The organism is Salipiger marinus (assembly GCF_035481585.1).
GTDB classification, from domain to species: domain Bacteria; phylum Pseudomonadota; class Alphaproteobacteria; order Rhodobacterales; family Rhodobacteraceae; genus Salipiger; species Salipiger marinus.
The window spans coordinates 84,157-110,248 of sequence record NZ_JAYKSL010000016.1 but is presented as its reverse complement, the minus strand read 5'-3'; the positions used below and the strand labels follow the sequence as shown (position 1 = coordinate 110,248).

General features: G+C 67.6%; 20 protein-coding genes. 10 read left to right on the top strand and 10 right to left on the bottom strand.

The genetic code is table 11. The annotated features are described in order from the left end of the window. Positions 1–36: 36 nt before the first annotated feature. The 6 genes from VK682_RS19305 to VK682_RS19280 all read right to left on the bottom strand — a co-directional run bounded on the left by VK682_RS19305 (position 37) and on the right by VK682_RS19280 (position 6,840). On the bottom strand, positions 37–1,125 hold the full coding sequence (locus VK682_RS19305; RefSeq protein WP_324782414.1) for a c-type cytochrome: 1,089 nt from the start codon (positions 1,123–1,125) through the stop codon (positions 37–39). Then, the gene (locus VK682_RS19300) at positions 1,122–1,700 is read right to left on the bottom strand and encodes a cytochrome c oxidase assembly protein (protein ID WP_324782413.1); all 579 of its coding nucleotides are present in this window, start codon (positions 1,698–1,700) and stop codon (positions 1,122–1,124) included. The genes VK682_RS19305 and VK682_RS19300 overlap by 4 nt, the downstream gene beginning before the upstream one ends. After that, positions 1,694–2,080, bottom strand: coding sequence for a hypothetical protein (locus VK682_RS19295; RefSeq protein ID WP_324782412.1), 387 nt, complete (start codon positions 2,078–2,080; stop codon positions 1,694–1,696). The genes VK682_RS19300 and VK682_RS19295 overlap by 7 nt, the downstream gene beginning before the upstream one ends. Then, on the bottom strand, positions 2,077–4,635 hold the full coding sequence (locus VK682_RS19290; protein ID WP_324782411.1) for a cbb3-type cytochrome c oxidase subunit I: 2,559 nt from the start codon (positions 4,633–4,635) through the stop codon (positions 2,077–2,079). The genes VK682_RS19295 and VK682_RS19290 overlap by 4 nt, the downstream gene beginning before the upstream one ends. Beyond that, on the bottom strand, positions 4,632–5,567 hold the full coding sequence (gene coxB / locus VK682_RS19285; RefSeq protein ID WP_324782410.1) for a cytochrome c oxidase subunit II: 936 nt from the start codon (positions 5,565–5,567) through the stop codon (positions 4,632–4,634). Before coxB ends, VK682_RS19290 begins: the two co-directional genes overlap by 4 nt. A gap of 97 nt (positions 5,568–5,664) precedes the next feature. After that, positions 5,665–6,840 carry a replication initiation protein gene (locus tag VK682_RS19280; protein ID WP_324782408.1) on the bottom strand — a complete coding sequence of 392 codons (1,176 nt, stop codon included), beginning with the start codon at positions 6,838–6,840 and terminating at the stop codon, positions 5,665–5,667. A gap of 580 nt (positions 6,841–7,420) precedes the next feature. Here VK682_RS19280 and VK682_RS19275 point away from each other — a divergent pair. The 10 genes from VK682_RS19275 to VK682_RS19230 all read left to right on the top strand — a co-directional run bounded on the left by VK682_RS19275 (position 7,421) and on the right by VK682_RS19230 (position 21,330). Beyond that, positions 7,421–8,824 carry an AAA family ATPase gene (locus tag VK682_RS19275; RefSeq protein ID WP_324782407.1) on the top strand — a complete coding sequence of 468 codons (1,404 nt, stop codon included), beginning with the start codon at positions 7,421–7,423 and terminating at the stop codon, positions 8,822–8,824. Further along, complete coding sequence (locus VK682_RS19270; protein WP_089850943.1) at positions 8,824–9,909, top strand: ParB/RepB/Spo0J family partition protein; 1,086 nt, start codon at positions 8,824–8,826, stop codon at positions 9,907–9,909. The genes VK682_RS19275 and VK682_RS19270 overlap by 1 nt, the downstream gene beginning before the upstream one ends. A 69-nt stretch (positions 9,910–9,978) precedes the next feature. After that, positions 9,979–11,133 carry an amidohydrolase gene (locus VK682_RS19265; protein ID WP_324782406.1) on the top strand — a complete coding sequence of 385 codons (1,155 nt, stop codon included), beginning with the start codon at positions 9,979–9,981 and terminating at the stop codon, positions 11,131–11,133. Between the two features lie 156 nt (positions 11,134–11,289). Further along, positions 11,290–12,045, top strand: coding sequence for an IclR family transcriptional regulator (locus VK682_RS19260; protein ID WP_324782405.1), 756 nt, complete (start codon positions 11,290–11,292; stop codon positions 12,043–12,045). Continuing rightward, positions 12,042–15,875, top strand: a complete 3,834-nt coding sequence (locus tag VK682_RS19255) for a hydantoinase B/oxoprolinase family protein (protein WP_324782404.1) — start codon at positions 12,042–12,044, stop codon at positions 15,873–15,875. The genes VK682_RS19260 and VK682_RS19255 overlap by 4 nt, the downstream gene beginning before the upstream one ends. A 56-nt stretch (positions 15,876–15,931) precedes the next feature. After that, complete coding sequence (locus VK682_RS19250) at positions 15,932–17,500, top strand: ABC transporter substrate-binding protein (protein WP_324782403.1); 1,569 nt, start codon at positions 15,932–15,934, stop codon at positions 17,498–17,500. A 120-nt stretch (positions 17,501–17,620) separates the two neighbouring features. Continuing rightward, positions 17,621–18,628 (top strand): ABC transporter permease, encoded by a 1,008-nt coding sequence (locus tag VK682_RS19245; protein ID WP_324782402.1) that lies wholly within the window; start codon positions 17,621–17,623, stop codon positions 18,626–18,628. Then, positions 18,625–19,503: an ABC transporter permease gene (locus VK682_RS19240; RefSeq protein WP_089850951.1), complete on the top strand. Its 879-nt coding sequence runs from the start codon at positions 18,625–18,627 to the stop codon at positions 19,501–19,503. Before VK682_RS19245 ends, VK682_RS19240 begins: the two co-directional genes overlap by 4 nt. Further along, positions 19,503–20,522, top strand: a complete 1,020-nt coding sequence (locus tag VK682_RS19235) for an ABC transporter ATP-binding protein (protein WP_324782401.1) — start codon at positions 19,503–19,505, stop codon at positions 20,520–20,522. Before VK682_RS19240 ends, VK682_RS19235 begins: the two co-directional genes overlap by 1 nt. Next, entirely contained in the window at positions 20,515–21,330 is an 816-nt protein-coding gene (locus VK682_RS19230) for an ATP-binding cassette domain-containing protein (RefSeq protein ID WP_324782400.1), read from the top strand. The genes VK682_RS19235 and VK682_RS19230 overlap by 8 nt, the downstream gene beginning before the upstream one ends. A 10-nt stretch (positions 21,331–21,340) precedes the next feature. On the opposite strand, the gene VK682_RS19225 is transcribed toward VK682_RS19230, so the two are convergent. The 4 genes from VK682_RS19225 to VK682_RS19210 are packed head-to-tail and all read right to left on the bottom strand — an operon-like array spanning position 21,341 to position 26,092. Beyond that, positions 21,341–22,738 carry an amidase gene (locus VK682_RS19225; RefSeq protein ID WP_324782399.1) on the bottom strand — a complete coding sequence of 466 codons (1,398 nt, stop codon included), beginning with the start codon at positions 22,736–22,738 and terminating at the stop codon, positions 21,341–21,343. Beyond that, positions 22,735–23,646, bottom strand: coding sequence for a 2-hydroxyacid dehydrogenase (locus tag VK682_RS19220; protein ID WP_324782398.1), 912 nt, complete (start codon positions 23,644–23,646; stop codon positions 22,735–22,737). Before VK682_RS19220 ends, VK682_RS19225 begins: the two co-directional genes overlap by 4 nt. Further along, complete coding sequence (locus VK682_RS19215; RefSeq protein ID WP_324782397.1) at positions 23,643–25,259, bottom strand: ABC transporter ATP-binding protein; 1,617 nt, start codon at positions 25,257–25,259, stop codon at positions 23,643–23,645. Before VK682_RS19215 ends, VK682_RS19220 begins: the two co-directional genes overlap by 4 nt. Next, positions 25,256–26,092: an ABC transporter permease gene (locus VK682_RS19210; RefSeq protein ID WP_324782419.1), complete on the bottom strand. Its 837-nt coding sequence runs from the start codon at positions 26,090–26,092 to the stop codon at positions 25,256–25,258. Before VK682_RS19210 ends, VK682_RS19215 begins: the two co-directional genes overlap by 4 nt.

The following is a 26,092-nucleotide window of genomic DNA, read 5'->3' as shown; positions in this document are numbered from 1 at the left end:
GGATTTCCTGGCCCCTTTTCTGTTACGCGCGGGCCGTCAGAGCGCGGCGAAATAGGCCGCCAGATCGGCGATATCCTCATCGTCCAGCCACCTCGCCGCCGCCTCCATCAGATGGCCGCGCTCGGTTTCGGGCACCGGACCGTCGCGATACATCAGCAGCCAGTTGTAAATCCAGTATCCGTCCTGCCCGGCAATGCGCGGCGTGTCGGCGCGGCGCGGGCTCAGCCCGTCCGCCCCCTCGCCCAGATGGCAGGAGGCGCAGCTGGCGATGTCGTCATGTTCGCTGCCCTGCTGCGCAAGCTCCTCGCCCCGGGCGGCATCGCCCATGGCCAGCGCCCGGCCTTGCCAGTCGCCGGGCATCGCGGCATAACGCGCGGCCAGCGTGGCGCGGCTGTCATCGCTCAGCGGTGCGGCGATCGGCTCCATAAATCCGCTCTGGCGGTGATCGCTGGCATAGGCCTCCAGCACCTGCACCAGCCACGTCTCCGACTGGCCCGCAAGTTTCGGCGCGGTGCCGTCGCGGCCCATGCCATCCTCGCCATGGCAGCGCGCGCAGGTTACCTCGGGCGGGATGGCGCCGGGCAGCCCGCCCAGCCGGATCGCATCGCCGTCATAGGCCCCTGCCCTGCCAAAGGCCGCCTCTTCATAGCTTTGCCGGTCGAAACTGTCATAGCGCATGAGGAAAGCCGCCAGAGCCCAAGGTTCCACCTCGCGCGCCTCGCCGGGCCATGCGGGCATGCCGGTATATTTGAACCCGTGCCGCGCGATCCACCAGAAGCCTTCGGGCGTAAAATCCTCCGAGGTCAGCATGGGCGGCTCCGGCTGCATCCCCTGCACCACCGGGTTGCGCGGGATCCCCGGCGCACCATGGCAGGTGGCGCAGCCGGTGGCGAAATGCCCCGCCCCCAGCCGCACCAGCCCCGCATCCGCCAGATCAACCTGCGGCGGAATCTCCACCGGCTCGGCGCGCTGGTTGACGGAATTGCGCAGATACTGGTGCAGCGCCTCGCCCACGCCCGGCAGATGCTCCTGCGAGGCGGCGATGTTATAGGGCGCGAACCAGAAAAACGCGGCCCCCGCCAGCCCAGCTCCGCCCGCGGCGGCCAGAATATGCCTGCCCTTCATGCCCGTTCCTCCGTCAGGTGCAGCGCCCGCGCCAGCCGGTGCAGCGCCGCCGCAAGATACAGCGCCCCCCCTGCCCCGGCCATCAGCGCGCCCGCAACCTGCTGTTCCTCCAGCGCGCTCAGCCCCAGATGCCCGGCGCAAATCCCGCCATAAAGATCGCGCGGGCTCAGCCCGATCAGCGCCCCCAGCAGCGTCATGTGCATGGTCGTCGCCAGCAGCACCACCGCACCGCCAAAGGCCCCCGCCCCGCGCACCACCGCCCAAAGCAGGCAGCCCGCAGCAAGGAAACTGCCCTGCTCCAGCACGAAACCCGTCTCCGACAGCCGCGCCCACAGATGCGGCCCCGGCAGATGCCAGCCCCAGACCACCGCCATCTCCGCCGCCGCCGCCAGCACCAGCGTCACCGGCCCCACGGGACCGGGCAGGCGTGGCGCCAGCAGCGCGGGCACCACCGCCGTCACGCCCAGATGCAGCACCATATGCAGCACCATCGACCCGCCCGCATAGCCCGGCAGCGGCGACAGCCACAGCCCCGCCAGCAGCCCAAGCCCGGCAAGGCGCGGCAGGCTCAGCATTGCCCGATCACCAGCCCGGGGATCACCGTGAACAGCGTGGCCATCACCGACAGCCCGCAAAGCAGCAGCGTCACATGGCCGATGAACCGGTCCCGCCCCCGTTCAGAGCTTTCGGTGATCTCCTCGAACACCAGAAACTCGCCGCCATAGCGCCGCACCGCAATCACCCCCAGCCCGGCGATGGCGGCGATGGACAGCGCGCCCAGCCCGGCGATCACCCAGCGGATCTCGGCCAGACTCGCGCCTGCGGGCAGCTTGGCGCACCAGATCGCGGCGATCCAGTAGCTCAGCAGGAAATGCCCCGCCCAGATCGACGGCACCGCCACAAGGATCCAGACCGATCCCTGATCGATCACGCGGGGGGCGTGCTTGGGTCTCATCCGAACACCCCCATCAGCATCGGGAACAGCGCCAGCAGGCCAAAGGTGGTCAGCCCGGTGATCACCACAAAATGCCCGTAAAGCGTCAGGTTGTAATGGTCGGCGCAATACCGCGGCGTGCAGTGCCCTGCATAGATCCGTGCCGTCACATACAGCTGCATCACCCAGTTCAGCCCCAGATGCAGGCCCAGCCACAGCACCAGCATCCACACCATCGCGTCAAACGAGGTCCGCGTCGGATCCAGCCCCGCCGCCTGCGCCGCCCAGACAAACCCGCCAAGCCCCAGCGCCGAAGGCACCACCGACCCCGCCAGCGTGACCATGGCAAGCCCGCGCCGCCCCTGCCGCAGCACCTGCCGCGACAGCAGGGTCAGCCCCCAGCCCGCCAGAACACCCGCCAGCCCCGCCACCAGCCAGCCAAAGACCGGCAGCCGCGCCGCCTCGGGCAGAAAGGCGGGGACCGCCGTCCAGTAATAGAAATAGGAAAACACCAGCCCCATGAAGGCGGTCATGTCGCCGGTCATGGTGATGAACACCGCCCACCACCCCGAGGACCGGTTGCCCTGCGCATAGGTGGGCAGCACCAGCCCGCGCCCCACCGGCTTTTCCGGGGTCGCGGGGATCCGCGCCGTGCCGGTCCACAGCCAGTACAGCGTGAACCCCACGAAGCCCGCAAAAAAGATCAGCGTCAGCGCCCACAGATGGAAGGTGGCCAGAATGAACACCGTGCCCAGACAGCCCGCCGACCCCAGCGTCAGATAGCTCGGGCCGCCGACGCGCTGCACGAACAGCGGCCGCGCGTCAAGGATGTCGGTCACGATCAGCTCGCGCTCGCCCTCCTCGGCATCGGGCAGGAACCATTCGCCGCGGTCGACCTGCCCGATCAGATCGGGCTGTTCCCACAGCGGGTACCGGGTGTGGATATAGGGAATGGACCGCACGCCCCATGGCTTGCCCGGAATCTCTTCGGACCATTCCATCGTGCCCGCGTTCCAGACATTGCGCGCCACCGGCGCCTGCCGCCCGCGCGGCCACAACACATTCGCCGCCAGCACCGCAAACCCCGCCGCAAAGACAAAGGCGCCGATGGTGGAGATCATGTTCAGCAGGCCCCAGCCATCGGCCAGATCATAGGTCCAGACCCGGCGCGGCATGCCCATCACCCCCGTCCAGTGCATCGGCAGGAAGGCGATGTTGAACCCGACAAACAGCAGCCAGAAGCTCCATTTTGCGGTGCGGATGCTGAACATGCGTTCCGTGACAAAGGGATACCAGTAATGGATCCCGGCAAACAGCGGGAACAGCATGCCGCCGATCAGCGTGTAATGCAGATGCGCCACCACAAAATGCGTGTCATGCGCCTGCCAGTCGAACGGCACCAGCGCCACCATCACTCCGGTCAGCCCGCCAAAGACAAAGATCGCCAGCGCCCCGCCCGCAAACAGCATCGGCACCGAAGGCCGCACCTTGGCCACCAGCATCGTGGCGATGAAACAGAAAATCTGGATGCCGGTCGGCACCGCCACCGCTTCCGAGGCCGCCGAAAAGAACCCCAGCGAGATCTCGGGCAGCCCGGTGGTGAACATGTGATGCACCCACAGCCCGAAGCTGAGGAACGCCACCCCGATCGCCGACAGCACGATCCAGCTATGCCCCACCATGGGACGGCCCGCAAAGGTGGGCAGGATGGTCGCCACCAGCGCGATGGAGGGCAGAAAGACGATATACACTTCCGGATGGCCAAAAATCCAGAACAGGTGCTGCCACAGGATCGGATCGCCGCCCCGGTCCACATCGAAGAACGCCCAGCCAAAGGCGCGCTCCATCTCCAGCAGCAGATCGCCCGCGATCAGCGGCGGAAAGGCGAACAGGATCATTCCCGCCACCACCAGCACATACCAGCAGTAAAGCGGCATCAGGTTCAGCCGCATCCCCGGCGGGCGCGATTTCAGCACCCCCACGATCAGCTCCACCGCCGCCGCGATCGAAGAAACCTCGATAAAGCTCAGCCCCAGCAGCCAGATGTCGGTGCCCAGCCCGCTGTAGTCGGGGTTGGAGGACAGCGGCGCATACATGAACCAGCCGCCATCCGGCGCCACGCCAAAAAAGATCGACCCGCAGACAAACACGCCGCCGATGACAAAACACCAGAAGCCGAAGGCCGACAGCCGTGGAAACGGCAGATCCCGCGCGCCAAGGATCTCGGGCAGGATCAGGATCGCCACCGCCTCGAAGATCGGCACGGCAAAGAGGAACATCATCGCCGTGCCGTGCAAGGTAAACAGCTGGTTATAAAGCTCCTGCGAGAACAGGTCGTTGTTCGGCACCGCCAGCTGCGCGCGCATCATCAGCGCAAGAATGCCCGCAAAGGTGAAAAAGCCGAACGACACCAGCAGATACCATTTGCCCACCAGCGAGTTGTTCACGGCGGAAATCTTGCGCCAGCCCTTCGGCGCCTCCCAGACCTTCATCAGCCGGGCGCGCTGCGCCTCGTCGCGGGCCTTGTCATAGGGCTCGGGCGGCGGCAGGTCGCTGAGCTTGATTTCGTCGGTCATTCGAGGCTCATCAGGAAAGTGACAAGCGCCTCCAGCTCGGCGCCCGACAGATGGGGATAGGCGGGCATGTCAACCTCCGGCTTCATGCGGTCCGTGTCGGTGATCCAGCGGCTCAGGTTTTCCGGGGTCATGGCATAGATGCCCGCGCCCAGCCTTTTGCGGCTGGCCATATGGGTCAGGTCCGGGCCGACCGGGCCCTGCGCCTCGGTGCCGCGCAGGGTGTGGCAGGCGCCGCAGCCCTCGTCCAGAAACACCTGCCAGCCCGGATCATCGGCGGCGACCTCGGCGGGTGCGGCCTCGGCGGCAAGCCATGTCCGGAAATCGTCGGGTGGCATCACGATGGTGTCGAACCGCATCAGCGCATGGGCGCCGCCGCAATATTCGGCACAGATGCCGCCCCAGTTGCCCTGCTCCAGCGGGGTCAGGGTCAGCGACGTCTCGCGTCCGGGGATCATGTCCATCTTGCCGCCAAGCGCCGGCACCCAGAAGGAATGGATCACGTCATCGGCGGTCAGGCGGAACAGCGTGGTCTGGCCCTGCGGCAGACGGATTTCATTCGCAGTGGTGAACGGACCGTCCGGTCCGTCATAGATCACCCGCCACCACCAGCGTTCGCCATCCACCCGCACCGTCAGGTCGCCCTCCTTGGCAGTGATGTCGCGCAGGATGACCATGCCCCAGATCAGCAGGCCACCCACCACCAGCGTGGGCAGGGCCGCCCCGCCCCAGACGATGAAACGCCGCGCCTGCGGCTCCTTGCGCGGCGCAGAGGTCTGATGCGCATAGATGGCAAGCCCGATCACCAAGGACCAGATCACCGCCGCCCCAAGGATCAGAACCCAGAACAGATCCTCCACGGCCTGTGCCTCGGCCCCGGCGGAAGCCAGCCAGTTGTGGCGCCCCGCACAGCCGGTCAGGACCAGCGGGAGCATGGATAGGTGCCAAGGTCTCACTCCGGATCTGTCCCCCGTGCCGCGTCCCTTGGGCCAACCCGGAAAAGGTTCAGAAGTTCCCGAAAAAGTGATCGGCTCAGTCGATGCCGTCGAAGGCCCCGGGCGACAGTTCCTCCCAGAAGGCGGCGATGGCCTCGGCATTCAGGGCCGACATCCAGCCGTGCCGTTCGAAATCGTCCCGGCGTGCGCCGTCTAGCCGGGCCATGAAGAGCCGCTTGTCGGCATCCCGCTGGGTCGGCTTGCGGGCGGCGGCCAGATCGCGGATCCGCTCCAGCTTTCGCGCTCTGGTTGTGCTGGGAGCGGCGTTTCGTGGCGAAACCTCCGAGCCATAATCCTCGCGCAGAGCTTTGGTCAGATAGCCCACGGCGTTTTTCACCCCGTCCTGACCCGCGACATAATCGAGCTTCTGCCGGACGTGATCCGCCCCATGCTCCCCCAGCCATTGCCGCGCCAGCCGGTCCGACACCCCAAGCCCGCGCAGCCGCGCATAAAGATCGGAGCTCCGCAGCCCCTCGCCGTCATCAAGATCGAGGATCGACAGCTGCGGATTCAAGGCGATCAGGAAGCGGATGTCGGTGACCGTCCGGCCCATCTTGCGGGTCTCGGGGGTCAGCAGGATGTTCGAGGTCTTGTTCACCTCCGCCACGGCAGGCTTGATGATCTTGGCATTCAGCTGCTTGTAGACATCATAGTAAGGGCTGTCGGCCACCCCCATCAGACGGCGGAACAGATCAAGCGACCACCAGCCGGTAGAGCCGGTCCGCACGAAGCGATAGCAGTTCTCGTAAAGCGCCAGCGCATGGCCAGAGGTGAAGCGCCGCTGGATGTTGAGGTTGATCAGGGCAAACACCTTGGGGTCGTGCAGCTTCTCCGCCAGCGCTGGCGAGTAGGCATATTCACAGACACCGCCCTTCAGCTTGGCATAGGACAGCAGCGCCGAAACCCCCCATTCCTGCTGGCCCCTCTCGTCCAGCATGTCCCATTCCGCCACCGTCTCGGCCAGCCCGCGCAGGCTGGCCTTCAGCGTCTCCATGTCGTTCGAATTATACCCGATCATCAGGCAGAGCGTGCGCGCATCAATCTGGTGCCGCGGCTGCGAGGTCAGCGTATCATAGGCATTAAGCAGCAGCACGTTGCTGAGCTTGCGCTGCAGCAGCGTCAGCTTGCCAGACACATGGATCGCCGCCACATGTTTCTTCACGGCACCACGGCGCAGCGGACCGCTGAGCCTGTCGCGGGGAATGTCGTCCATGAACGGCCTTCTGTCTGCTCTGGCCCGGAGGCGGAATGGGGCCGGGAAAGGCTGCGCGAGTCGCCCCTGCTCCCGGTTGCGCCAGTGTCGGGGAAAAGGTATCCGCTGACAAGACCGGCTCTGGCACCTTGAACCGCCCCCGCAAACGGGCACCTTGCGGAAAAGCCGAACCTCCAAAGGTATCCATTTGCAGGAACCAGCCCCGGAGAGGCCGCCGCGATTCGCGGGCCAGAGAGCCTGTTGCGGTGAAAAACCACCCCAAACGACCCTGCAGAGTCAAAAAACCCTCGCCAGACCGGGAATCAGCACCCGTGATCCCGAAAACGGGTCCCCTTGCCCCTGTATCCGGGCGCCCGGAATCCTGTCCACGGGCACCCGTCCGGGTGTAACACGTTAACTTTTCAGTATTTATCTTGGGCTAAAGATCTTAAAAGACTCAAATATCCTCAAACATACCGATGCTGTTTCGTCTCAATGATCCCGGAAAAGAGCTGCGCCTTGCCAAGCCGATTCACTTCCCGCCCGGCATGTGCCATAGATGGCCGCATATCGCGTCGAACAGCGCACATGGCGAGGCTTCATGGCACATAAACCGGGCACGCCGCCCAAGGCAGACCTGCCACCCTATTTCAACATAGACCCGGCGGAGGCGGCGGAAAAGCTGTCCGCGCCCATCGACACCGCGCGTTTTGCCAAGGCTGCGGCCTTTGCCATGCGCGGGCGCGACGATCTCGCCCGCCGTGGCTATGCGCCTGACGGGACCAAGCGGCTGCGCAAATTCTCCACATGGGAAGTCTGCCGCTACCTGATCCCGGTCAATGCCGCGCATCTGCGCCGCGTATTGCGGCAGAACCCGGATCTGCCGCAGGGCGAAGGTGAAAGCGGCTCCAAATGGTATACGTTGGAAGAGGTGCTGCGCCTGCGCGACCATTTCGCCGAGGAAGGCGCCAAGGACCGAGAATATCGCGCATGGCGGCCCGAGGGCCTGCCCGCCAAGGTCGTCGCGGTGGCGAATTTCAAGGGTGGCGTCGGCAAGACCTCGACCTGCGCGCATCTGGCCATGTCGGCCGCACTTGACGGCTACAAGGTGCTGGTCATCGACCTGGACAGCCAGGGCTCGATGACCTCGATCATGGGCGGCAAGGTCGAGGATGAATGGCAGACGGTGTTCCCGATGCTGGCACGGGACTATGCCCTGCATCTTCAGGCGGAAAACGACGTGCGCGCGGCGAGCGGGCAGAGTCCTTACCAATTTGATGAGACGCTGACCGCTGCCTTAGAGGTTTCGCCACGAAACCTTGTCCAGAAGACTCACTGGCCGAACATCGACCTGATCGGTGCGCAGCTGAATCTCTACTGGGCGGAGTTTCAGGTGCCGGTCTGGCGGATGCAGTCGCTGAGCTGGCCGCTCTGGGATGCGCTGACCCATGCGCTGGAGGATGGCGGCATGTTGGCCGAGTATGACATCATCCTGCTCGATACGCCGCCCGCGCTTGGCTATCTGACCATCAACGCGCTGTCGGCGGCGGATATCCTGCTGGTGCCGCTGGGCGCCTCGTTTCTGGAGTTTGACAGCACGGGCCGGTTCTTCGACATGATCTATTCGACCTTCGCCTCGATCGAGGATGGCGAAAATCGCGTGCGCCGCGCCGATGGCCTGCCGGAGATGCGGTTCGAATGGGACGCGGTGCGGGCGCTGGTGACGCGGTTCGACGCGGCGCAGCAGACCGATCTGGCCAATGTCATCCAGGCCTATTTCGGGGATTTCATGACCACCTACCGGCAGGAGATGACCGCGATGGTGGGGCAGGCGGGCGAGCAGGTCTCGGGCATCTACGAGACCGATTACCGCGATTTCAACCGCGACACCTATGTGCGCGGACGCGAAACCTTTGACCGCACATGGGCCGAGGTCAAGGAAGTGATCCTTGGCACATGGTGGCGGGACCAGCAGATGATGGCGGCAGAGCGGGAGGCGGTCTGATGGCAAAACGGCGGAAACTCGAGGCACCCTCGCCGGAGGATCTGACCCGGCTGGAAGAGGAATTCCGGCGCGACAGCGCCCGGGGTCCGATGAGCGCCCCGATTGCGCAGGTGGCCGCCGAGGCCGCGACCCATCATGATCCGCGCCCTGCCCCGCAGCGGGCCGAGGCCGCCAAGGACCGCGCCGATGCGGAACGGCTGCGCACCGCCGAAGGCCGCGGTCTGGTGATGCTGGAACTGCCACTGGACCAGATCGATGCCGATGCGCTGGTGCGCGACCGGGTGGTGCTGGATGCCGAAGAGATGGACGAGCTGAAAGCCTCCATCGCCAAGGGCGGGCTGCGCCTGCCGATCGAGGTCTTTGCCACCCCCGACGATCCGCGCGGCTTCCGCTATGGCCTGCTGTCGGGCTACCGGCGGCTGAAGGCGGTGCGCGACCTGCACGCGCTGACCAAGGATCCGCGCCATGCCACGATCAAGGCGGTGCTGCGCGATCCCGCCGCCATGGGCGGCACCTTTGCCGCGATGATCGAAGAGAACGAGATCCGCGCCTCGCTGTCGCAGTTCGAACGCGGGCGGATCGCGGTGATCGCGGCGCAGCAGGGCGCGTTCGTGAATACCGAAGAGGCGGTGAACGCGCTCTTCCCCATGGCCTCCAAGGCGAAGCGGTCGAAGATCCGCAGCTTTGCGCTGATCTTCGAGGAACTGGGCGACATGCTGACCTTTCCCGATCTCATCAAGGAGAAGGAGGGGCTGCGGATCGCCACGGCGCTGCGCGAGGGCGCCGAGGCGCGGCTGCGCGAGGCGCTGGCGGTGCGCGTGCCCGAGACCCCGGCGGAAGAGGCCGAGATGATTGCGGCAGCCCTGGACGGGGTGGCCCCCGTGGCGGACAAAAGCCGGGGCGGGCGCCCGAAAAAGGCCGCGCCGCCGCCGCGCCCGCGACCGCTGCGGTCTGGCCTGACGCTGGAGGCGGAGCAGGATCGCGGCGGCTGGCTGATCCGGCTGCGCGGCGGGCGGGTCGACCGGGCGCTGGTCGAGGTCGCGATGTTCGAGCTGGAGCGGCTGCTGGGTCCGGCGGAGGACTGAGCCCGCGGCTGGACATCGCGGGGGCGGGCGGTCATGGTCGGGCGCGTTGATCTGATCCGGAGCCTGCCCATGTCTGTCCTGCCCGACATCGCCGCCTTTGCCGATGACCTGACCGCCCTGCGCCACGATTTCCACCGCCACCCCGAAATCGGGTTTCAGGAACACCGCACCGCCGCCCGCATCGCGGATCTGCTGCGCGGCTGGGGGGTGGAGGTGACCACCGGCATCGGCGGCACCGGCGTGGTGGGGGTGCTGGAGAGCAGCCGTCCCGGGCGCACCATCGGGCTGCGGTCGGACATGGACGCGCTGCCGATGGAGGAGCGGACCAACCTGCCCTATGCCTCGGTCAATCCCGGGGTGTTCCATGGCTGCGGCCATGACGGCCATATGACCATGCTGCTGGGGGCGGCGCGGTATCTGGCGCAGCGCCGCGATTTTGCCGGGCGCGCGGTGTTCATCTTCCAGCCTGCCGAGGAAGGTCTGGGTGGCGCGCGGGCGATGCTGGCGGACGGGCTGTTCGACCGCTTTCCCTGTGACGAGCTGTATGGCCTGCACAACTCGCCCTATAGCGCGTTTGGCCGGGTGTCGGTGCGGCCGGGGCCGGCGCAGGCCGGGGCGGGGTTTTTCGACATCACGATCACGGGGCAGGGGGCGCATGGCGCCATGCCGCAGATGAGCCGCGATCCGGTGCCCGCCGCGGGCCTGCTGATCGGGGCGCTGCAGCAGATCGTGGCGCGGCGCATCGATCCGAACCATCAGGCGGTGGTGTCGGTCACGCAGATGCAGGCGGGATCGGCCTATAACGTCATTCCCGACCGGGCGGTGCTGTCGGGCACCACGCGGTTTTTCCACGAGCCGGACGAGCCGCTGATCGTGGCCGAGATGGAGGCCGCCTGTGAGGGGGTGGCCCGGATCTGCGGGCTGGAGGTGGCGCTGGATCACCGCCACATCTTTTCCGTGCTGCGCAACGACCCCGAGCGCACCGCCGACCTGATCGCCGTGGCGCAGGAGCTGCTGGGGGATCAGGCGCAGGCCGATGCCGAGCCCACCATGGGATCCGAGGATATGGCCGATCTGCTGGCGGTGGTGCCGGGCGCCTTTTTCAATCTGGGCCATGGCAGCGGGGTGCCGCTGCACAATCCGGGCTTTGTGCTGGATGACGCGATCCTGCCGGTGGGGGCGAGCCTGCATGCGCGGATCGTCGAGCGGCGCGGCGCCGCCTGACCGCTTGACTGCCAAAAACTTGGGCAAAGAAACCCGCCGGTTCGCGCCGGCGGGTTTTTTTCTGCCGGGGCGCGACTTCGGACTTGCCCTAGCGGCAGCAAATATGCTCCGTTATGCGAAACCATGGTTCCATAAATCGGAACAAACGGGAGGCCCATGTCCACGCTCACCAATGCCGCCGAGGTTCTGCGCCTGTTTGGCTCCGGCTGTCACGCGATCACCGTGACCGAGGTGGGCGCGCGGCTGGGGTTGCCCAAGGCCTCGGCCTCGCGGCTGATGAAGGCGATGCGGGAATGCGGGATGCTGGAGACCATCGGCGACAGCCGCCAGCACCGGCCCGGCGCCATGATGTTGGATCTGGCAGCGGCGTTCCGGCAGTCGTCGAGCCTGATGCGCGACGCGGCGGAGGCGGTGGCGGCGGTGACGCGGCAGTATGGCCATACCGGATACATCTCCATCCGCATCGGGCAGGAGGTGACGGCGGTGGTCGATTTCGAGGGCACCGCCGCGCTGCGCGTGGTGTCCAATATCGGCCAGCATCTGCCCGCGCATCTGGCCGCCACGGGCCGGGCGCTGCTGGCGCGGCTGCCCGAGACGGATCTGGCCGCGCTTTATGCCGGGCATCCCGATCTGGACACCATCCTGCCGCGCATCGCCGCCTGCCGCGCGCAGGGCTATTCGCTGTCGATTCAGGAGACCACTCCGGGGGTCGAGGGCATTTCGGTCGCCGTGGGCGACCCCGGGACGGGCGAGGCGGTGGCGCTGTGCCTTGTCTATCCGCATGCGGTGGTCACACCGCAGGACCGTGACGCGATGATCGCGGCCCTTGGCGCGCGCGCCGCAGATCTGGCGCAGCGCTTTGGCGATCCGATCTTCCGCGCCCCCGATTTCAGCAACAGGACGACCCCATGACCTCTGCATCTTCCCGCTGGCGCGTCGGTTTCGACATTGGCGGCACCTTCACCGATTTTGTGCTGTATGATGGCCAGAACGCGCAGGTGGCGCTGCACAAGCGTCTGACCACGCCGCATGATCCGTCCGAGGCGGCGCTGCTGGGGCTGCGGGAACTGCTGGAGATGAACGGCATCACCCATGCCGACGTGTCCGAGATCGTGCATGGCACCACGCTGGTCACCAACGCGGTGATCGAACGCAAGGGCGCGCCGGTGGGGCTGATCACCACCGAAGGGTTCCGCGACATCCTCGAGATGGGCACGGAGCAGCGTTATGACATTTACGACCTGTTCGTGACCTTCCCCGAGCCGCTGGTGCGCCGCGACATGCGGCTGGACGTGCCGGAGCGGGTGGATGCCGAAGGCCGGGTGCTGACGCCGCTGGACGAGGCGGCGGTGCTGCGCGCGGCGGGCGAGCTGGTGGCGCAGGGGGTGGAGGCGATCGCCATCGCTTTCCTGCACAGCTACATCAACCCCGCGCATGAACAGCGCGCCGCCGAGCTGATCCGGGCGGAGTATCCGCAGGTGGCGGTGTCGCTGTCCTCTGCGGTGGTGGCGGAGATGGGCGAATACGAGCGGGTGGTGACGACCGCCGCCAACGCCTTTGTCCAGCCGCTGATGGTGCGGTATCTGACCAAGCTGGAAGGCGCGCTGACCGAGGCGGGCTTTGCGGGCGCGCTGCGGCTGATGCATTCGGCGGGCGGGCTGGTGTCGCTGGAAACGGCGCGGGATTTCCCGATCCGGCTGCTGGAATCCGGGCCTGCGGGCGGCGGGCTGGCGACGGCGCTGTTCGGCAAGGCGGCGGGGCTGGAGGATGTGATTTCCTTCGACATGGGCGGGACCACCGCCAAGGCCTGCATGATCGAGAATGGCCGCGCCGAGGTGGCGCCGATGATGGAGGCCGCGCGCGTCCATCGCTTTACCAAAGGATCGGGCCTGCCGATCAAGGCGCCGGTGATCGAGATGATCGAGATCGGCGCGGGCGGCGGGTCCATCGCCGCGATTGACGAGGTGGGGCTGCTGAAGGTCGGCCCGCAGTCTGCCGGATCCGATCCGGGCCCGGCCTGTTACGGCATGGGCGGGCTGCAGCCCACGGTGACCGACGCCAATCTGGTGCTGGGCTATTACGATCCGGGCTTCTTTCTGGGCGGGCGCATGGCGCTGGATCTGGACGCGGCGCGGGCTGCGGTGGGCCGCGTGGCCGAACCGCTGGGGCTGGGCATCGAGGAGGCCGCGCTTGGCATCCACAAGGTCGTGGTGGAAAGCATGGCCTCTGCCGCGCGGGTGCATCTGGTGGAGCGCGGCAAGGATCCGCGGCAATATGCGATGGTGGGCTTTGGCGGCGCGGGTCCGGCCCATGCGGTCGATGTGGCGCGGGCCATGGGCATCGGATCGGTGCTGGTGCCGCCCGCGTCCGGGGCGGCTTCGGCCCTGGGGTTCCTTGCGGCACCGCTGTCGCACGAGGATGTGCGGTCGCGCCGGATGGAACTGGCGCCGGGCTTTGACGCCGACGCGCTGAACGGGATTCTGGAAGGGCTGGAGGCGGAGGGCCGTCACCATCTGACCCGGGCCGGGGTCGATCCGCAGGCGCTGGTGGTGGAACGCACCGCCGACATGCGGCTGGTCGGGCAGATGCACGAGATCACCGTGGCGCTGCCCGAGGGCGCGCTGTCGGAGGCCAATCTGGACGAGATCCGCGCGCGCTTTGTCGCGGCCTATTCCGCGCGGTTTGCCGCCCCCTTTGAAGGTGCGCGCATCGAGGCGGTGAATTTCCGCACCCGCGTGTCGGGCCCGGTGCCGGATCTGGCGCTGACCGGGGCTGCGGGCGGTGGCGATGCGGCGGCGCAGATCAAGTCGACGCGGCTTTGTCATTTTGCCGAAGGGGCTTATGAGACGCCGGTCTATGACCGTTATGCGCTGCGCCCCGGCGACACGATCACCGGTCCCGCCATCATCGAGGAGCGGGAATCCACCACCGTGGTCGGCCCCGCCGATACGGTGGAGATCGACGCGAGCCTGACGCTGTGCGTGCGCGTGGGCGCGCTGCCCGAGGCGGCGGCGCTGGTCACCGCCGACATGAGCCGCGCGCAGGCGGTGGCACGGATCGAGGCCGATCCCATCGGGCTGGAAATCATGTGGTCGCGGCTGGTCAACGTGGTGGAAGAGATGTGGCTGACCGTCTGCCGCACCGCGTTTTCGCTGGTGATCGCGGAAAGCCAGGATTTTGCCTGCGAGCTGCTGGATGCGGAGGGCGAGACGCTGGCGCATAGCCCGCGCGCCATGCCGGTGTTCAACCTGACGCTGCCGCGCGCGGTCAAGGCGCTGCTGGCGCGCTATCCGGCAGAGACGCTGAAGCCGGGCGACGTGCTGATCACCAACGATCCGTGGCTCTGTGCCGGGCATCTCTTCGACATCGCCATCGTCACGCCCGCCTTCCGCGATGGCAAGCTGGTGGGGCTGATGGGCACGGTGGGCCATGTCTCCGACATCGGCGGCACCAAGGACAGCCTGCGCGCCCGCGAGATCTATGAGGAAGGTCTGCAGATCCCGCCGATGAAGCTCTGCGACGCCGGGGTGTGGAATGACAGCCTGATTGAGCTGATCCGCGAGAACGTGCGCAACGGCGATCAGGTGCTGGGCGACATCTTCAGCTTTGTCGCGGCGAACGATCTGGGGGCGGGGCGGCTTCTGTCCTTCATGTCCGATTACGGGATGGAGGATCTGGGCGCGCTGGCCGAGGTGGTGCAGGGCCGGTCCGAACGCGCGATGCGCGCGGCCATTGCCGCCATTCCCGATGGCGAATACCGGTCGGTCATCACCAACAACCCGCTGGGCGAGGTGCTGAGCTATCCGGTGCTGGTGACGGTCGCGGGCGACAGCCTGAGTGTGGATTTTGACGGCGCGCCGCCGCAGCTGCCGCAGGGCGGGCTGAATTCCACGCTGAATTACACCGCCGCCCATGCCACCTATCCGCTGAAATGCATGCTGACACCGGCGGTGCGGGGCAATGCGGGCTGTTACCGGCCCTTTACGGTGACGGCGCCGGAGGGGTCGATCCTGAACCCGAAACGTCCGGCGGCGGTGAACCTGCGCACGCGCACCGGCTGGTATATCGCGCCCAACATCTTCAAGGCGCTGGCGGGGGCGTCCCCCGGCGCGGTGCAGTCGCATACCGGCCTGCCGACCGTGGCCAATGTCTATGGCACCGACGGGCAGGGGCGGCTTTACTCCGACATGCTGTTTTCGGGCGGCGGGCAGGGGGCTTCGGCGCGGGGCGACGGGGTGTCGGCGCTGCTATGGCCGACCTCTGCCGCCAATACCTCCATCGAGCTGATGGAAAGCCGCGCGCCGGTGCTGGTGCTGGAAAAGGTCTATGCCCCCGACAGCGGCGGGCCGGGTCAGTTCCGGGGCGGTCTGGGCCAGCGCGTGCGCTTCCGCAAGATCGCGGAGGACGGGCTGGAAATGCTGGTCTCCTGTTACCCCGAGGGCGTCAACAACCCCATCGAGGGGCTGTTCGGCGGCAAGCCGGGCGGGGCCGCCTCTGGCCGCATCCTTGACCCTGAGGGGCAGGTGACGCGCGACGTGGGCACCGGCGATCTGCTGAGCATCACCGGCACCGACCAGATCGTGGAGATCGTTCTGGCGGGTGGTGCAGGCTATGGCCCGGCCTCTGACCGGGATCCGGCGGCGGTGTCGCGGGATCTGGCGCTTGGCTACATCACGCCCGGCCACGCCCGCAGCGAATACGGGACCGCCGCCAAGCTGGCGGAAGAGGCCCCGGTGAAATGACCCAAAGAAGGGGGCGCAAAGCCCCCCGATCCTTCCCCCGACATGGAGTGAGACACGTGACCCACGCCTTCAACATCTCTCGCCGCGGCCTGCTGGCCATGGCCGGTGCCGGCCTTGCCAGCGCCACGCTGCCTGCCGCGCTGTTCGCGCAGCAGGGGCGCAACATCCTGATCATCGCCTCCGGTCAGGACATCCCCAATTTCGACCCGCATGTGGCCTCGGGCTATTCGGCGTCGTTCCTGATGCGCAACGTCTATGATCCGCTGGTGCGGGTGGCAGGCGAAAGCGCGGAGCCGGTGCCGGGTCTGGCGCAGAGCTGGGAAAATTCCGAAGATGGACTGGTCTGGACCTTCCAGCTGAACCCCGACGCGGTGTTCCATTCCGGCGCCCCGGTGACCGCCGCCGATGTGGTCTATTCCTTTGAACGGGCGCTGCGGCTGGCCAAGGGCAACAGCTGGATGATCCGTGGCATCGTGCAGCCGGGCCAGATCGAGGCGGTGGACGATCACACCGTGCGCTTCACGCTGGATGCGCCTTTTGCCGCCTTCCTTGCGGTGATGCCGTGGATCTTTGTCGCCGAGCAGGCGCAGGTGGAGGCCAATCTGGGCGAGGATGACGGCCAGACTTGGCTGATGTCCAACGAGGCCGGGTCCGGGCCGTTCACGGTCGAGCGGTTTCAGGTCGGCACGATGTATTACCTTGCCCGTGCCGAAAACGCATGGCAGCCCGAGGGCGGCAATCTGGACGGGGTGATCTGGCAGATCGTGCGCGAAACCGCCACGCAGCGGCTGATGCTGCAGCGCGGCGAGGCGCATGTGGCGGTGGATCTGACCTCGGAGGACATGGACGCGCTGGAAGGCGCGCCGGGGGTGGTCCGGGTGATCGAGCCGGAATACCGCACCTTCTCCATCAAGATGAACACCGCGCAGGGGCCGATGGCCGATGTGAACCTGCGCCGCGCGATCAGCCATGCGGTGGATTACGAGGCCATTCTGGCCTCGGCGGGCTATGCCGAACTGATGACCGGGCCGCTGCCCAATGGCATTTTCGGCTTTGACCCCGATCTGGACGTGCCGCGTCAGGATCTGGACAAGGCGCGCGAATATCTGGCGCAGACCGAATGGGCCGATGGCGGCCTGACGCTGCGCATGGTGCATGTGTCCGGGCTGGAACAGCAGCGGCGCTGGTCGCTGATCCTGCTGGACAACCTGCGGGCGCTGAACATCGGGCTGGAGATCCAGCCGCTGAACTGGCCGGACATGGTGGCGGCCTGCGCCTCGCCCGAGACGTTCCCGGATCTGTTCCCGGTCTATCAGACCGCGAATTACGGCGACCCGGACAACATCGCCTATGCCGCCTATCACAGCTCGCGCAATGGCGGCTGGTCGAATGCGGTCTATGCCAATCCCGAGGTCGACGCGCTGATCGAGGCGGGCCGGGTGGAAACCGATCCCGAAAAGCGCGCCGCGATCTATCTGGAGTTCCAGAAGGCTGTGGTCGCCGATGCGCCCGACATCTTCGGCGTGCTGGAAAACCGCAAGCTGGGCCTGCGCGAGGCGGTGCAGGGTTATCGGTTCACGCCGGTTGCCTCCAACGCCATCGAGGCTTGGCCGCTGTCATTGTGACACCCGACAGGCAGGGGGGGCGAGGTTGCTCCCTGACGGACCACCCCTGCCGCGTCTCCGCCCGCTCTGTCCAGGGCGGGCGGAGATTGTATTCCTTGCGCCGCAAGCGACGGAGGCCCCATGATCACGTTCATCCTCAGACGGCTCTTGATGCTGGTGCCGGTCCTTGTCGGGCTGACGGTCATCATGTTTGCCATCGCCCGCCTGCTGCCCGGCGATCCGGTGGGGCTGGCCGCCGGTCCCAATGCCACCGCCGCCGAACGCGCGGCGCTGGCGGCGGAGTTCGGGCTGGACCGTCCGGTCTGGGAGCAATACGGCACCTATGTCGCGGGGCTGGTGCAGGGGGATTTCGGCACGTCGCTGCTGACCCGGCGCCCGGTGGCCGCCGATCTGGCCGCCTATCTGCCCGCGACGCTGGAACTGGTGCTGGCCGCCATGCTGCTGGCGGTGGGGCTGGGCATTCCGCTGGGGCTGCTGACCGCGCTCTGGCGCAACCGATGGCCGGATTACCTGTCGCAGGTGCTGGCGATCGGGGCGATTTCCATGCCGCGCTTTTTCCTTGGGCTGCTGCTGCAGCTCTGTTTCGCCATGTGGCTGAACTGGCTGCCGCTGGCCGGACGGCTGCCGATCATCGTGTTCCCGCCCGAGCCCATCACCGGCTTCATCACGATTGACGCCGCGCTGACCGGGCAATGGGACGTGCTGCGCACCGCGCTGCTGCATCTGCTGATGCCTGCGCTGGCGCTGTCGCTGAGCCCCCTTGCCACCATCATGCGGATGATGCGGTCGTCGACCATCGAGGTGATGGGGCAGGATTACGTGATGACCGCCCGCGCGCTTGGCCTGCCGCGCCATCTGATCCTGACCCGCACCATCGCGCGCAACGCGGTGTCGGCCACGCTGACCGTGATCGGGCTTTATTTCGGCTGGCTGCTGGGGGGCACGGTGCTGGTGGAAACGGTGTTCGACTGGCCGGGTCTGGGGCTTTACGCCACCAAGGCGATCCTGTCGCAGGACATGATGCCGGTGATCGGGGTCGCGCTGGTCATCGGGCTGCTGTTCGTCTTTGCCAATCTGCTGATCGACCTTGCCTATGGGCTGATCAATCCGAAGGTCCGTTATTCATGACCGACGCCGTGTCCGTTCCCCCGCGCCCCGACCGTCTGGCCCGTGCGCTGTTCCGGTTCCGCCAGAGCCGCCTGTCGGTGATCGGCGCCGTGATGGTGGCGGTGGTGCTGCTGCTGGCAGTGTTCGGCCCGATGATCGCGCCCTATCCGCAGGACATCGCGGGCGCCGTGTCCACCGCCGAGCGGTTCCAGCCGCCGTCGCTGGCGCATCCCTTGGGCACCAACGAGCTGGGGCAGGACGTGCTGAGCCTGACCTTGGGCGGCACCCGCGTGTCGGTGCTGGCGGGGTTCGGCGTGGTGCTGATCGGCGCCGCCATCGGCACGCTGGTCGGCGCCGTTGCGGGCTATGTCGGCGGCTGGACCGACGAGGCGCTGATGCGGCTCACCGATCTGACGCTGACCATTCCGGGGCTGATCCTTGCCATGGCGATTGCCGCAGCCCTTGGGCCGGGGTTCCAGAACATGGTTCTGGCCATCTCGCTGAGCTGGTGGCCGGGCTATGCGCGGCTGGTGCGCGGCGAGGTGCTGGCCGCCCGCGAGGAGGTTTATGTCACCGCCGCGCGCGCGCTTGGCGCGGGGCCGGGGCGGATCCTGTTCCGGCATGTGCTGCCCAACTGCGTGTCGCCCATCATCGTGAAGATGTCGCTGGACATGGGCTTTGCCATCCTGACCGTGGCGGGGCTTGGCTTCATCGGCATCGGGGTGCGCCCGCCCACGCCGGAATGGGGCACGCTGCTGTCGACCTCGCGCGCCTATATGCCGGATTACTGGTGGACCGCGATGGGCCCCGGGCTGGCCATGTTCATCGCCGTCTTTGGCTTCAACCTGCTGGGCGACGGGCTGCGCGACAGTCTTGATCCGAAAGGACGCCGCTGATGACCGTTCCTCTGCTGGACATCCGCAACCTGCATCTGGCCATGCGCAGCTTCGAAGGCGAGGCGCATGTGCTGAACGGGGTGGAGCTGTGCGTGAACCGGGGCGAGATCTGGGGGCTGGTGGGCGAGTCGGGCTGCGGCAAGTCGCTGACCGGGCTCAGCATCTCGCGGCTGCTGCCGGAGCCGCCCGCGCGCTATATCTCGGCCGAGATCACGCTTGAGGGGCGCGACCTGCGCGCGCTGAGCCCGCGCGAGATGCAGGCGCTGCGCGGCAAGCGCATCGGCATGATCTTTCAGGATCCGACCACCAACCTTAACCCCACCGCGCGGATCGGCACGCAGCTGGTGGATGTGGCGCTGGCCGCCGCGCGGCATGATCCCACGATCCTGCCACCCGCGCGCAGCCGCAGGGCCGGGGCGCGCGCGCTGGCGCTGGACATGATGCGGCAGGTGGGCATTCCGGATCCCGAGACGCGGATGATGAGCTATCCGCATGAATTTTCGGGCGGGATGCGGCAGCGGGTGCTGATCGCCATGGCGCTGATCGGGCGGCCCGACCTGCTGATCGCGGACGAGCCGACCACCGCGCTGGACGTCAGCGTGCAGGCGCAGATCCTGACCCTGCTCAAGGCCATGGTGGCGGAGCATGATCTGGGCGTCATCCTCATCACCCATAATCTGGGGGTGGTGGCGCAGACCTGCAGCCATGTGGCGGTGATGTATGCGGGCAATGTGGTGGAACGCGGGCCGGTGCGGCAGGTGATCGAACGCCCGGCGCATCCCTATACCCGCGCGCTGATGGCGGCGATCCCCACCCGCGACACGCCGCGCGGCGGCCTGCAGGGGCTGGAGGGCACGGTGCCCGACCTGATCCAGCCGCCCCCCGGCTGCCGCTTCGCGCCGCGCTGCACCCGCGCGACCGAGGCCTGCCGCGCGGCGGTGCCGCCGCTGACCCCGCAGGGACCGGGGCACGAGGTTGCCTGCCTGCACCCGGTGACGGAGGATGCCCCCCATGTCTGAAAGCACATCTGATCCGATCCTGCGCATCGAAAACGTGACCAAGACCTATGCCGGGCGCAGCGGCCTGTTTGGCCGCGCGGCCCCGGTGCAGGCGCTGAAAGGCGTGTCGCTGGACGTCACGCGCGGGCAGAGCTTTGGGCTTGTGGGGGAGTCGGGATCGGGCAAGACCACGCTGACCCGGTCGATCCTGCGGCTGGAAGAGCCTACATCGGGGCGGATCCTGTTCGAAGGGCAGGACATGGCGAAGCTGTCGGCCAAGGCGCTGCGCGCGCTCCGGGCGCGGGTGCAGATCGTGTTTCAGGATCCCTATGCCTCGCTCAATCCCCGGATGAGCGTGGGGCAGATCGTCACCGAACCCATGGTGATCCACCACGATCTGCTGCGGCTGAGCGCGGCGCAGCAGCGCGAGCGCGCGGCGGAACTGCTGACGCTGGTGGGGCTGGGGCCGCAGCATCTGGGCCGCCATCCGCATGAATTTTCCGGTGGCCAGCGCCAGCGCATCGGCATCGCCCGCGCGCTGGCCTCGGGCCCTGATCTGCTGTTGCTGGACGAGCCGACCTCGGCGCTGGACGTGTCGGTGCAGGCGCAGGTGCTGAACCTGCTGATCGAATTGCAGGACCGGCTGGGGCTGACCTATTTCTTCATCAGCCATGATCTGGCGGTGGTGCGTTACCTCTGCGACCGGGTGGCGCTGATCCATCACGGATCGCTGGTGGAGGAAGGCCCGACCGACCGTATCTTTGACGCGCCGCAGACCGATTATGCCCGGATGCTGATCGGGGCCGCGCCGGAACTGCGGGTGCCCTAGACCCGGCGTCTTACGCCGGGTCGACCACCTGCGGAATGCCGAAGCCGCGTTCCAGCACCTCGCCCGCGTCGAGCGCGTGATCCTCGCGCCAGGGCGGGGCAACCAGCTGCACGCCCGAGGGGATGCCGTTTTCCACGCCGGAGCTGACCGCCAGAGCGGGCAGGCCCAGAAGCGGGATCGCCACCTGCGGCAGCTGCGCCTGCCAGAGCCGCGCGATGGCCTCGGGGCCGTCCAGATCCTCGTCCTGACGGAAGGGCAGTTCGGCGCAGACCGGCATCAGCACCAGCGGCGTGTCGGCCAGAAAGGCGCGCCATGCCCGGATCAGCCCCGACCGGCGCAGCAGCGCATGGCTGAGCGCCGCGCTGTCCCAGCGGGCGGCACGGTCGGCGTAGAAATTCAGCAGCGCGAGCGCGCCCGCGTCGCCTTCCAGCTGGGCCGCCGCCAGTTTTTCGGCATGGCCATCGGCCAGCCAGAGGTCGATCTGCAGATCGAAGGCCTCGCGCAGGTCGGGCAGGCTGTCGGGTTCTTCGACCTGCCAGCCGTCGCGGCGCAGCAGGTCGGCGGCGCGGTCGAGATCGGCAAGGATGCGGGGATCAGGCTCGATCCCGCCGGGGCGGCGGACCAGCGCCACGCGGCGGGGCAGGGCGGGGCCGGAAAGCGGGGCAGGGGTGCTGAGCGGATCCTCTGGCGCGTAACCGGACATGGCGGCCAGCCCCAGCCGCAGGTCATCGACGCGGCGCGCCAGCGGGCCCGCCACCGCCATCATCTGCGGCCCGATGAGGCGGTCGCCGCCCGACAGATTGAAGGCGGGCACCCGTCCGGGCGTGGGCCGCAGCCCCTGCACCCCGCAGGCATAGGCGGGATAACGGATGGATCCGGCGATGTCGGTACCATGGGCGATATGGCCCAGCCCCGCCGCCGTGGCCGAGCCCGCGCCGCCGGAGGATCCGCCCGGGGTCAGCGCGGGGTTGTGCGGGTTGACCGTGGTGCCGTGCTGCGCATTGGAACTGAACCAGCGGTAGGAAAAGGCGGGGCAGTTGGTGCGCCCCACGACAATGGCACCTTCAGCGCGCATGTGGCGCAGGAAGGGGCTGTCGCTGGTGGCGATCAGGTCGCGGGCCAGCGTGGTGCCGTTGGTGGTGGCATACCCTGTCTGGTCGGCGATCACCTTGATGGTGACGGGCACGCCCGCCAGCGCGCCCGGCTGGTCCCCGGCCCGGATGCGGGCATCCAGCGCCTCGGCCTCGGCCAGCGCGTCGGAGCTGCAGTCCTGCACGATGGCGTTAAGCGCGGGGTTGACGCGGGCGATGCGGTCCAGCGTGGCGGCGGTGACCTCGGGCGCGCGCAGGGTGCCGCTGCGGATGGCCTCTGCCAGATCGCGGACGGAGAGGCTGTTGGGATCGGTCATGAGGCGTCTTTCAGGGGCAGGCTGCGGAGCCGGTCGCGGATGGAGCGCACGAGCCGCACCCGTTCGGGGATGCTGGCCACATGCGGGGTGATGAGGATGCGCGGATGCGTCCAGAGCGGATGATCGGGCGGCAGCGGTTCGGTTTCGAACACGTCGAGCGAGGCGCCCGAGATATGGCCCGCATCGATGGCGGCGATCAGGTCCGCCTCCACCACCTGTCCGCCCCGGCCCATATGGATCAGGGCGGCGCCCTGCGGCAGGCGGTTCAGGAAGCTGCGGTCGATCAGGCCGCGCGTGTCTTCTGTCAGGGGCAGCACGTTGATCAGGATGTCGATCTGCGGCAGCGCCGCGTCAAGCTCCGCCGTGGTGATGTGGCTGACGCCGGGTTCCGGCAGATCGGGCAGGCGGCGCGCGATGCCCACCACCGGATAGCCCAAGGCCACCAGCCCGCGCGCGATGGCGCGGCCCATATGGCCAAAGCCCAGCACCGCCACCCGGCGATGCGTGGGCGAAAGACCCGTGAGGGTGCGCCGCCATTCGCCGCGCGGCTGCTGCGCAAGATAGGTCGGCATGTCGCGATGGTGCCAGTGGACGTGAAAGGCGGCGTAACCGGCCATCTGCAGCGCCTGATCGGCGTCTTCGACCCGGAACACCGGCACATGGGCGGGCCGCGACGGGCAGGCCATGATCGCATCCACCCCGGCCCCCGCCGAAAAGATCGCGCGCAGGTTGGTCATGCCGGTGAAGCCATCGTCGGGCGGGCGGAAGGTGAAGACAAACTCCACCTCGGCGGGATCGGTGCCGTGCTGCGGGCCGCGCAGGTCCAGATCCGGCGCCTCCTCGGCGAAGATGCCGTGGTAAAGCTGGTGCAGATCCAGCGGCGGCAGCGACAGGGCAAGGCCGATCATGCGGGCAGGCCCGCGTCATGGGCCCAGCCCCCGCCGGGCACGGCAGCCAGCAGCTGCCGGGTATAGTCCTGCCGGGGCGACAGAAAGATGTCATGCACGGTGCCGATCTCCACCAGTTTGCCTTTCTGCATGACCGCGATGCGGTCGCAAAGCTGTGCCGCGACCCGCAGGTCATGGGTGATGAACAGGATCGACAGGTTCAGCCGGTCGCGCAGGTCGCGCAGCAGATCCAGCACCTGCGCCTGAATGGACACGTCGAGCGCGGAGACCGCCTCGTCCGCGATGATGAGGTCGGGATCCATGGCCAGCGCGCGGGCGATGCCGATGCGCTGGCGCTGGCCGCCGGAAAATTCATGCGGAAAGCGGCGGGCGGCATCGGCGCCAAGCCCCACGATCTCCAGCAGTTCCCGGGCGCGGGCCTGTGCCTGCGCGCGCGGCACGCCTTTCTGGATCGGGCCGTCGGTCAGCGCGCCCATGATGCGCTGCCGGGGGTTGAGCGAGGCATAGGGATCCTGAAACACCATCTGCACCTTGTGGCGCTGCGCGCGCAGATCCTGTTCCGACAGCGCCGCCAGATCGACCCCGCCCACCAGCACCTGCCCGCCATCGGGGGTGACCAGCCGCACGGCGGTGCGGCCCAGCGTGGATTTGCCGGATCCGCTTTCGCCGACCAGCCCCAGCACCTCGCCCCGGCCCACGGTGAGCGAGACGTCATCCACCGCGCGCACCTCGCGCACGGGGCGGAAAAGCCCGCCGCCGGTGCGGTAGATCTTGCGCAGCCCCTTGATTTCCAGCGCGGGCGTGTCGGCTTTGGGTCGGGCGGGGGGCAGCCTGCCGGTGGGGATCGCGTCAAGCAGGCGGCGGGTGTACTCGTGCTGCGGATCGCCCAGCACCTGTGCTGCAGCGCCGCGTTCCACCACCCGGCCTTCGCGCATGACGATGACGGTATCGGCGATTTCCGCCACCACGCCGAAGTCATGGGTGATGAACATCACCGCCATGCCGCGCCTGTCGCGCAGATCCAGCACCAGCCGCAGGATCTGCGCCTGTGTGGTGACATCAAGCGCCGTGGTCGGCTCGTCCGCGATCAGCAGGTCAGGCTCCAGCGCCAAGGCCATGGCGATCATGGCGCGCTGGCGCTGCCCGCCCGACAGCTGGAACGGATAGGCGCGGATGATCTTTTCCGGATCGGGCAGCCCCACCTCGCGCACCAGCGTCAGGGCGCGCATCCGCCGTTCGGCGGGGGAATAAAGATTGTGGGCGGCGAAGACCTCGGTGATCTGGTCGCCGATGCGCATCAGCGGGTTGAGCGCGGTCATCGGCTCCTGAAAGATCATCGCGATGCGGGCGCCGCGCAGCGCCTGTTTCTGCGGTTCGGGCAGGCGCAGCACGTCCTGATCCTGAAACAGCGCGCGCCCCGCCTTGACCGTGACGCCGGGGGGCAGCAGCCCCATCAGCGCATTGGCGGTCATGGATTTGCCGGATCCGCTTTCGCCCACCACGCACAGGATCTGGCCCTTGTCGATGGTGAAGGACACGTCCTCGGTGGCGAAGGGCCGGTCGGCGCCGGGGGGCAGGCCGATGGTCAGATCTTCGATGGCCAGCGTGGTCATGGCTTTTGCCCCCTCTGGCGCAGATGCGGGTTCAGCGCGTCGTTCAGCCCCTCGCCGATCAGGTTCAGCGCCAGCACGGTGATGATGATGGCAAGGCCGGGGAAGAAGGACAGCCACCATGCCGAGCGGATGACGGTGCGCGCCGCCCCGATCATGTAGCCCCAGCTGAGCGCGTTGGGATCGCCCAGCCCCAGAAAGGACAGCGAGCTTTCCAGCAGGATCGCGGTGGCCACCATGAGCGAGGCCATGACGATGATCGGCGAGACGGTGTTGGGCAGCACCTGCGTCAGCAGGATGCGCGGTTTCGACAGGCCCGCCAGCCGCGCCGCATCGACAAATTCGCGGCGGCGCACCGACATGACCTCGGCCCGGACCAGACGGGCCACGGGGGGCCAGCTGACGATGGCGATGGCAAGCGTGATGCTGGCAAGCGTGGGTTCAAAGATCGCCACCAGCACGATGGCCAGCGCGAAGTTGGGGATGGTCTGGAAGAATTCGGTGAAGCGCATGGCGCCTTCATCGACATAGCCGCCGTAAAATCCGGCCAGCGCCCCCAGCGGCACGCCGATCAGCAGCGCCACCAGCGTCGAGACCAGCCCGACCAGCAGCGACACCTGCGCGCCATAGGCCAGCTGGGCGGCCACGTCGCGGCCCAGCGTGTCGGTGCCAAGCGGCAGGCCATCCACGGCCATCGGCATCAGGAAGGGGCGCTGCACCATCTTCCACGGGCCGTTCGGGAACAGCACCGGCGCCAGCAGCGCCACGGCGATGACGGCGACCAGCAGCACCACGCCGACCAGCGCCGGTCTGTTGGAGGAAAAGCGTTTCCACAT

Bases quoted from the DNA above. Each gene is read 5' to 3' on its own strand.
- VK682_RS19305 (WP_324782414.1), bottom strand. From the start codon at position 1,125: ATGAAGGGCAGGCATATTCTGGCCGCCGCGGGCGGAGCTGGGCTGGCG.
- VK682_RS19300 (WP_324782413.1), bottom strand. From the start codon at position 1,700: ATGCTGAGCCTGCCGCGCCTTGCCGGGCTTGGGCTGCTGGCGGGGCTG.
- VK682_RS19295 (WP_324782412.1), bottom strand. From the start codon at position 2,080: ATGAGACCCAAGCACGCCCCCCGCGTGATCGATCAGGGATCGGTCTGG.
- VK682_RS19290 (WP_324782411.1), bottom strand. From the start codon at position 4,635: ATGACCGACGAAATCAAGCTCAGCGACCTGCCGCCGCCCGAGCCCTAT.
- coxB (WP_324782410.1), bottom strand. From the start codon at position 5,567: ATGCTCCCGCTGGTCCTGACCGGCTGTGCGGGGCGCCACAACTGGCTG.
- VK682_RS19280 (WP_324782408.1), bottom strand. From the start codon at position 6,840: ATGGACGACATTCCCCGCGACAGGCTCAGCGGTCCGCTGCGCCGTGGT.
- VK682_RS19275 (WP_324782407.1), top strand. From the start codon at position 7,421: ATGGCACATAAACCGGGCACGCCGCCCAAGGCAGACCTGCCACCCTAT.
- VK682_RS19270 (WP_089850943.1), top strand. From the start codon at position 8,824: ATGGCAAAACGGCGGAAACTCGAGGCACCCTCGCCGGAGGATCTGACC.
- VK682_RS19265 (WP_324782406.1), top strand. From the start codon at position 9,979: ATGTCTGTCCTGCCCGACATCGCCGCCTTTGCCGATGACCTGACCGCC.
- VK682_RS19260 (WP_324782405.1), top strand. From the start codon at position 11,290: ATGTCCACGCTCACCAATGCCGCCGAGGTTCTGCGCCTGTTTGGCTCC.
- VK682_RS19255 (WP_324782404.1), top strand. From the start codon at position 12,042: ATGACCTCTGCATCTTCCCGCTGGCGCGTCGGTTTCGACATTGGCGGC.
- VK682_RS19245 (WP_324782402.1), top strand. From the start codon at position 17,621: ATGATCACGTTCATCCTCAGACGGCTCTTGATGCTGGTGCCGGTCCTT.
- VK682_RS19240 (WP_089850951.1), top strand. From the start codon at position 18,625: ATGACCGACGCCGTGTCCGTTCCCCCGCGCCCCGACCGTCTGGCCCGT.
- VK682_RS19235 (WP_324782401.1), top strand. From the start codon at position 19,503: ATGACCGTTCCTCTGCTGGACATCCGCAACCTGCATCTGGCCATGCGC.
- VK682_RS19230 (WP_324782400.1), top strand. From the start codon at position 20,515: ATGTCTGAAAGCACATCTGATCCGATCCTGCGCATCGAAAACGTGACC.
- VK682_RS19225 (WP_324782399.1), bottom strand. From the start codon at position 22,738: ATGACCGATCCCAACAGCCTCTCCGTCCGCGATCTGGCAGAGGCCATC.
- VK682_RS19220 (WP_324782398.1), bottom strand. From the start codon at position 23,646: ATGATCGGCCTTGCCCTGTCGCTGCCGCCGCTGGATCTGCACCAGCTT.
- VK682_RS19215 (WP_324782397.1), bottom strand. From the start codon at position 25,259: ATGACCACGCTGGCCATCGAAGATCTGACCATCGGCCTGCCCCCCGGC.
- VK682_RS19210 (WP_324782419.1), bottom strand. From the start codon at position 26,092: ATGTGGAAACGCTTTTCCTCCAACAGACCGGCGCTGGTCGGCGTGGTG.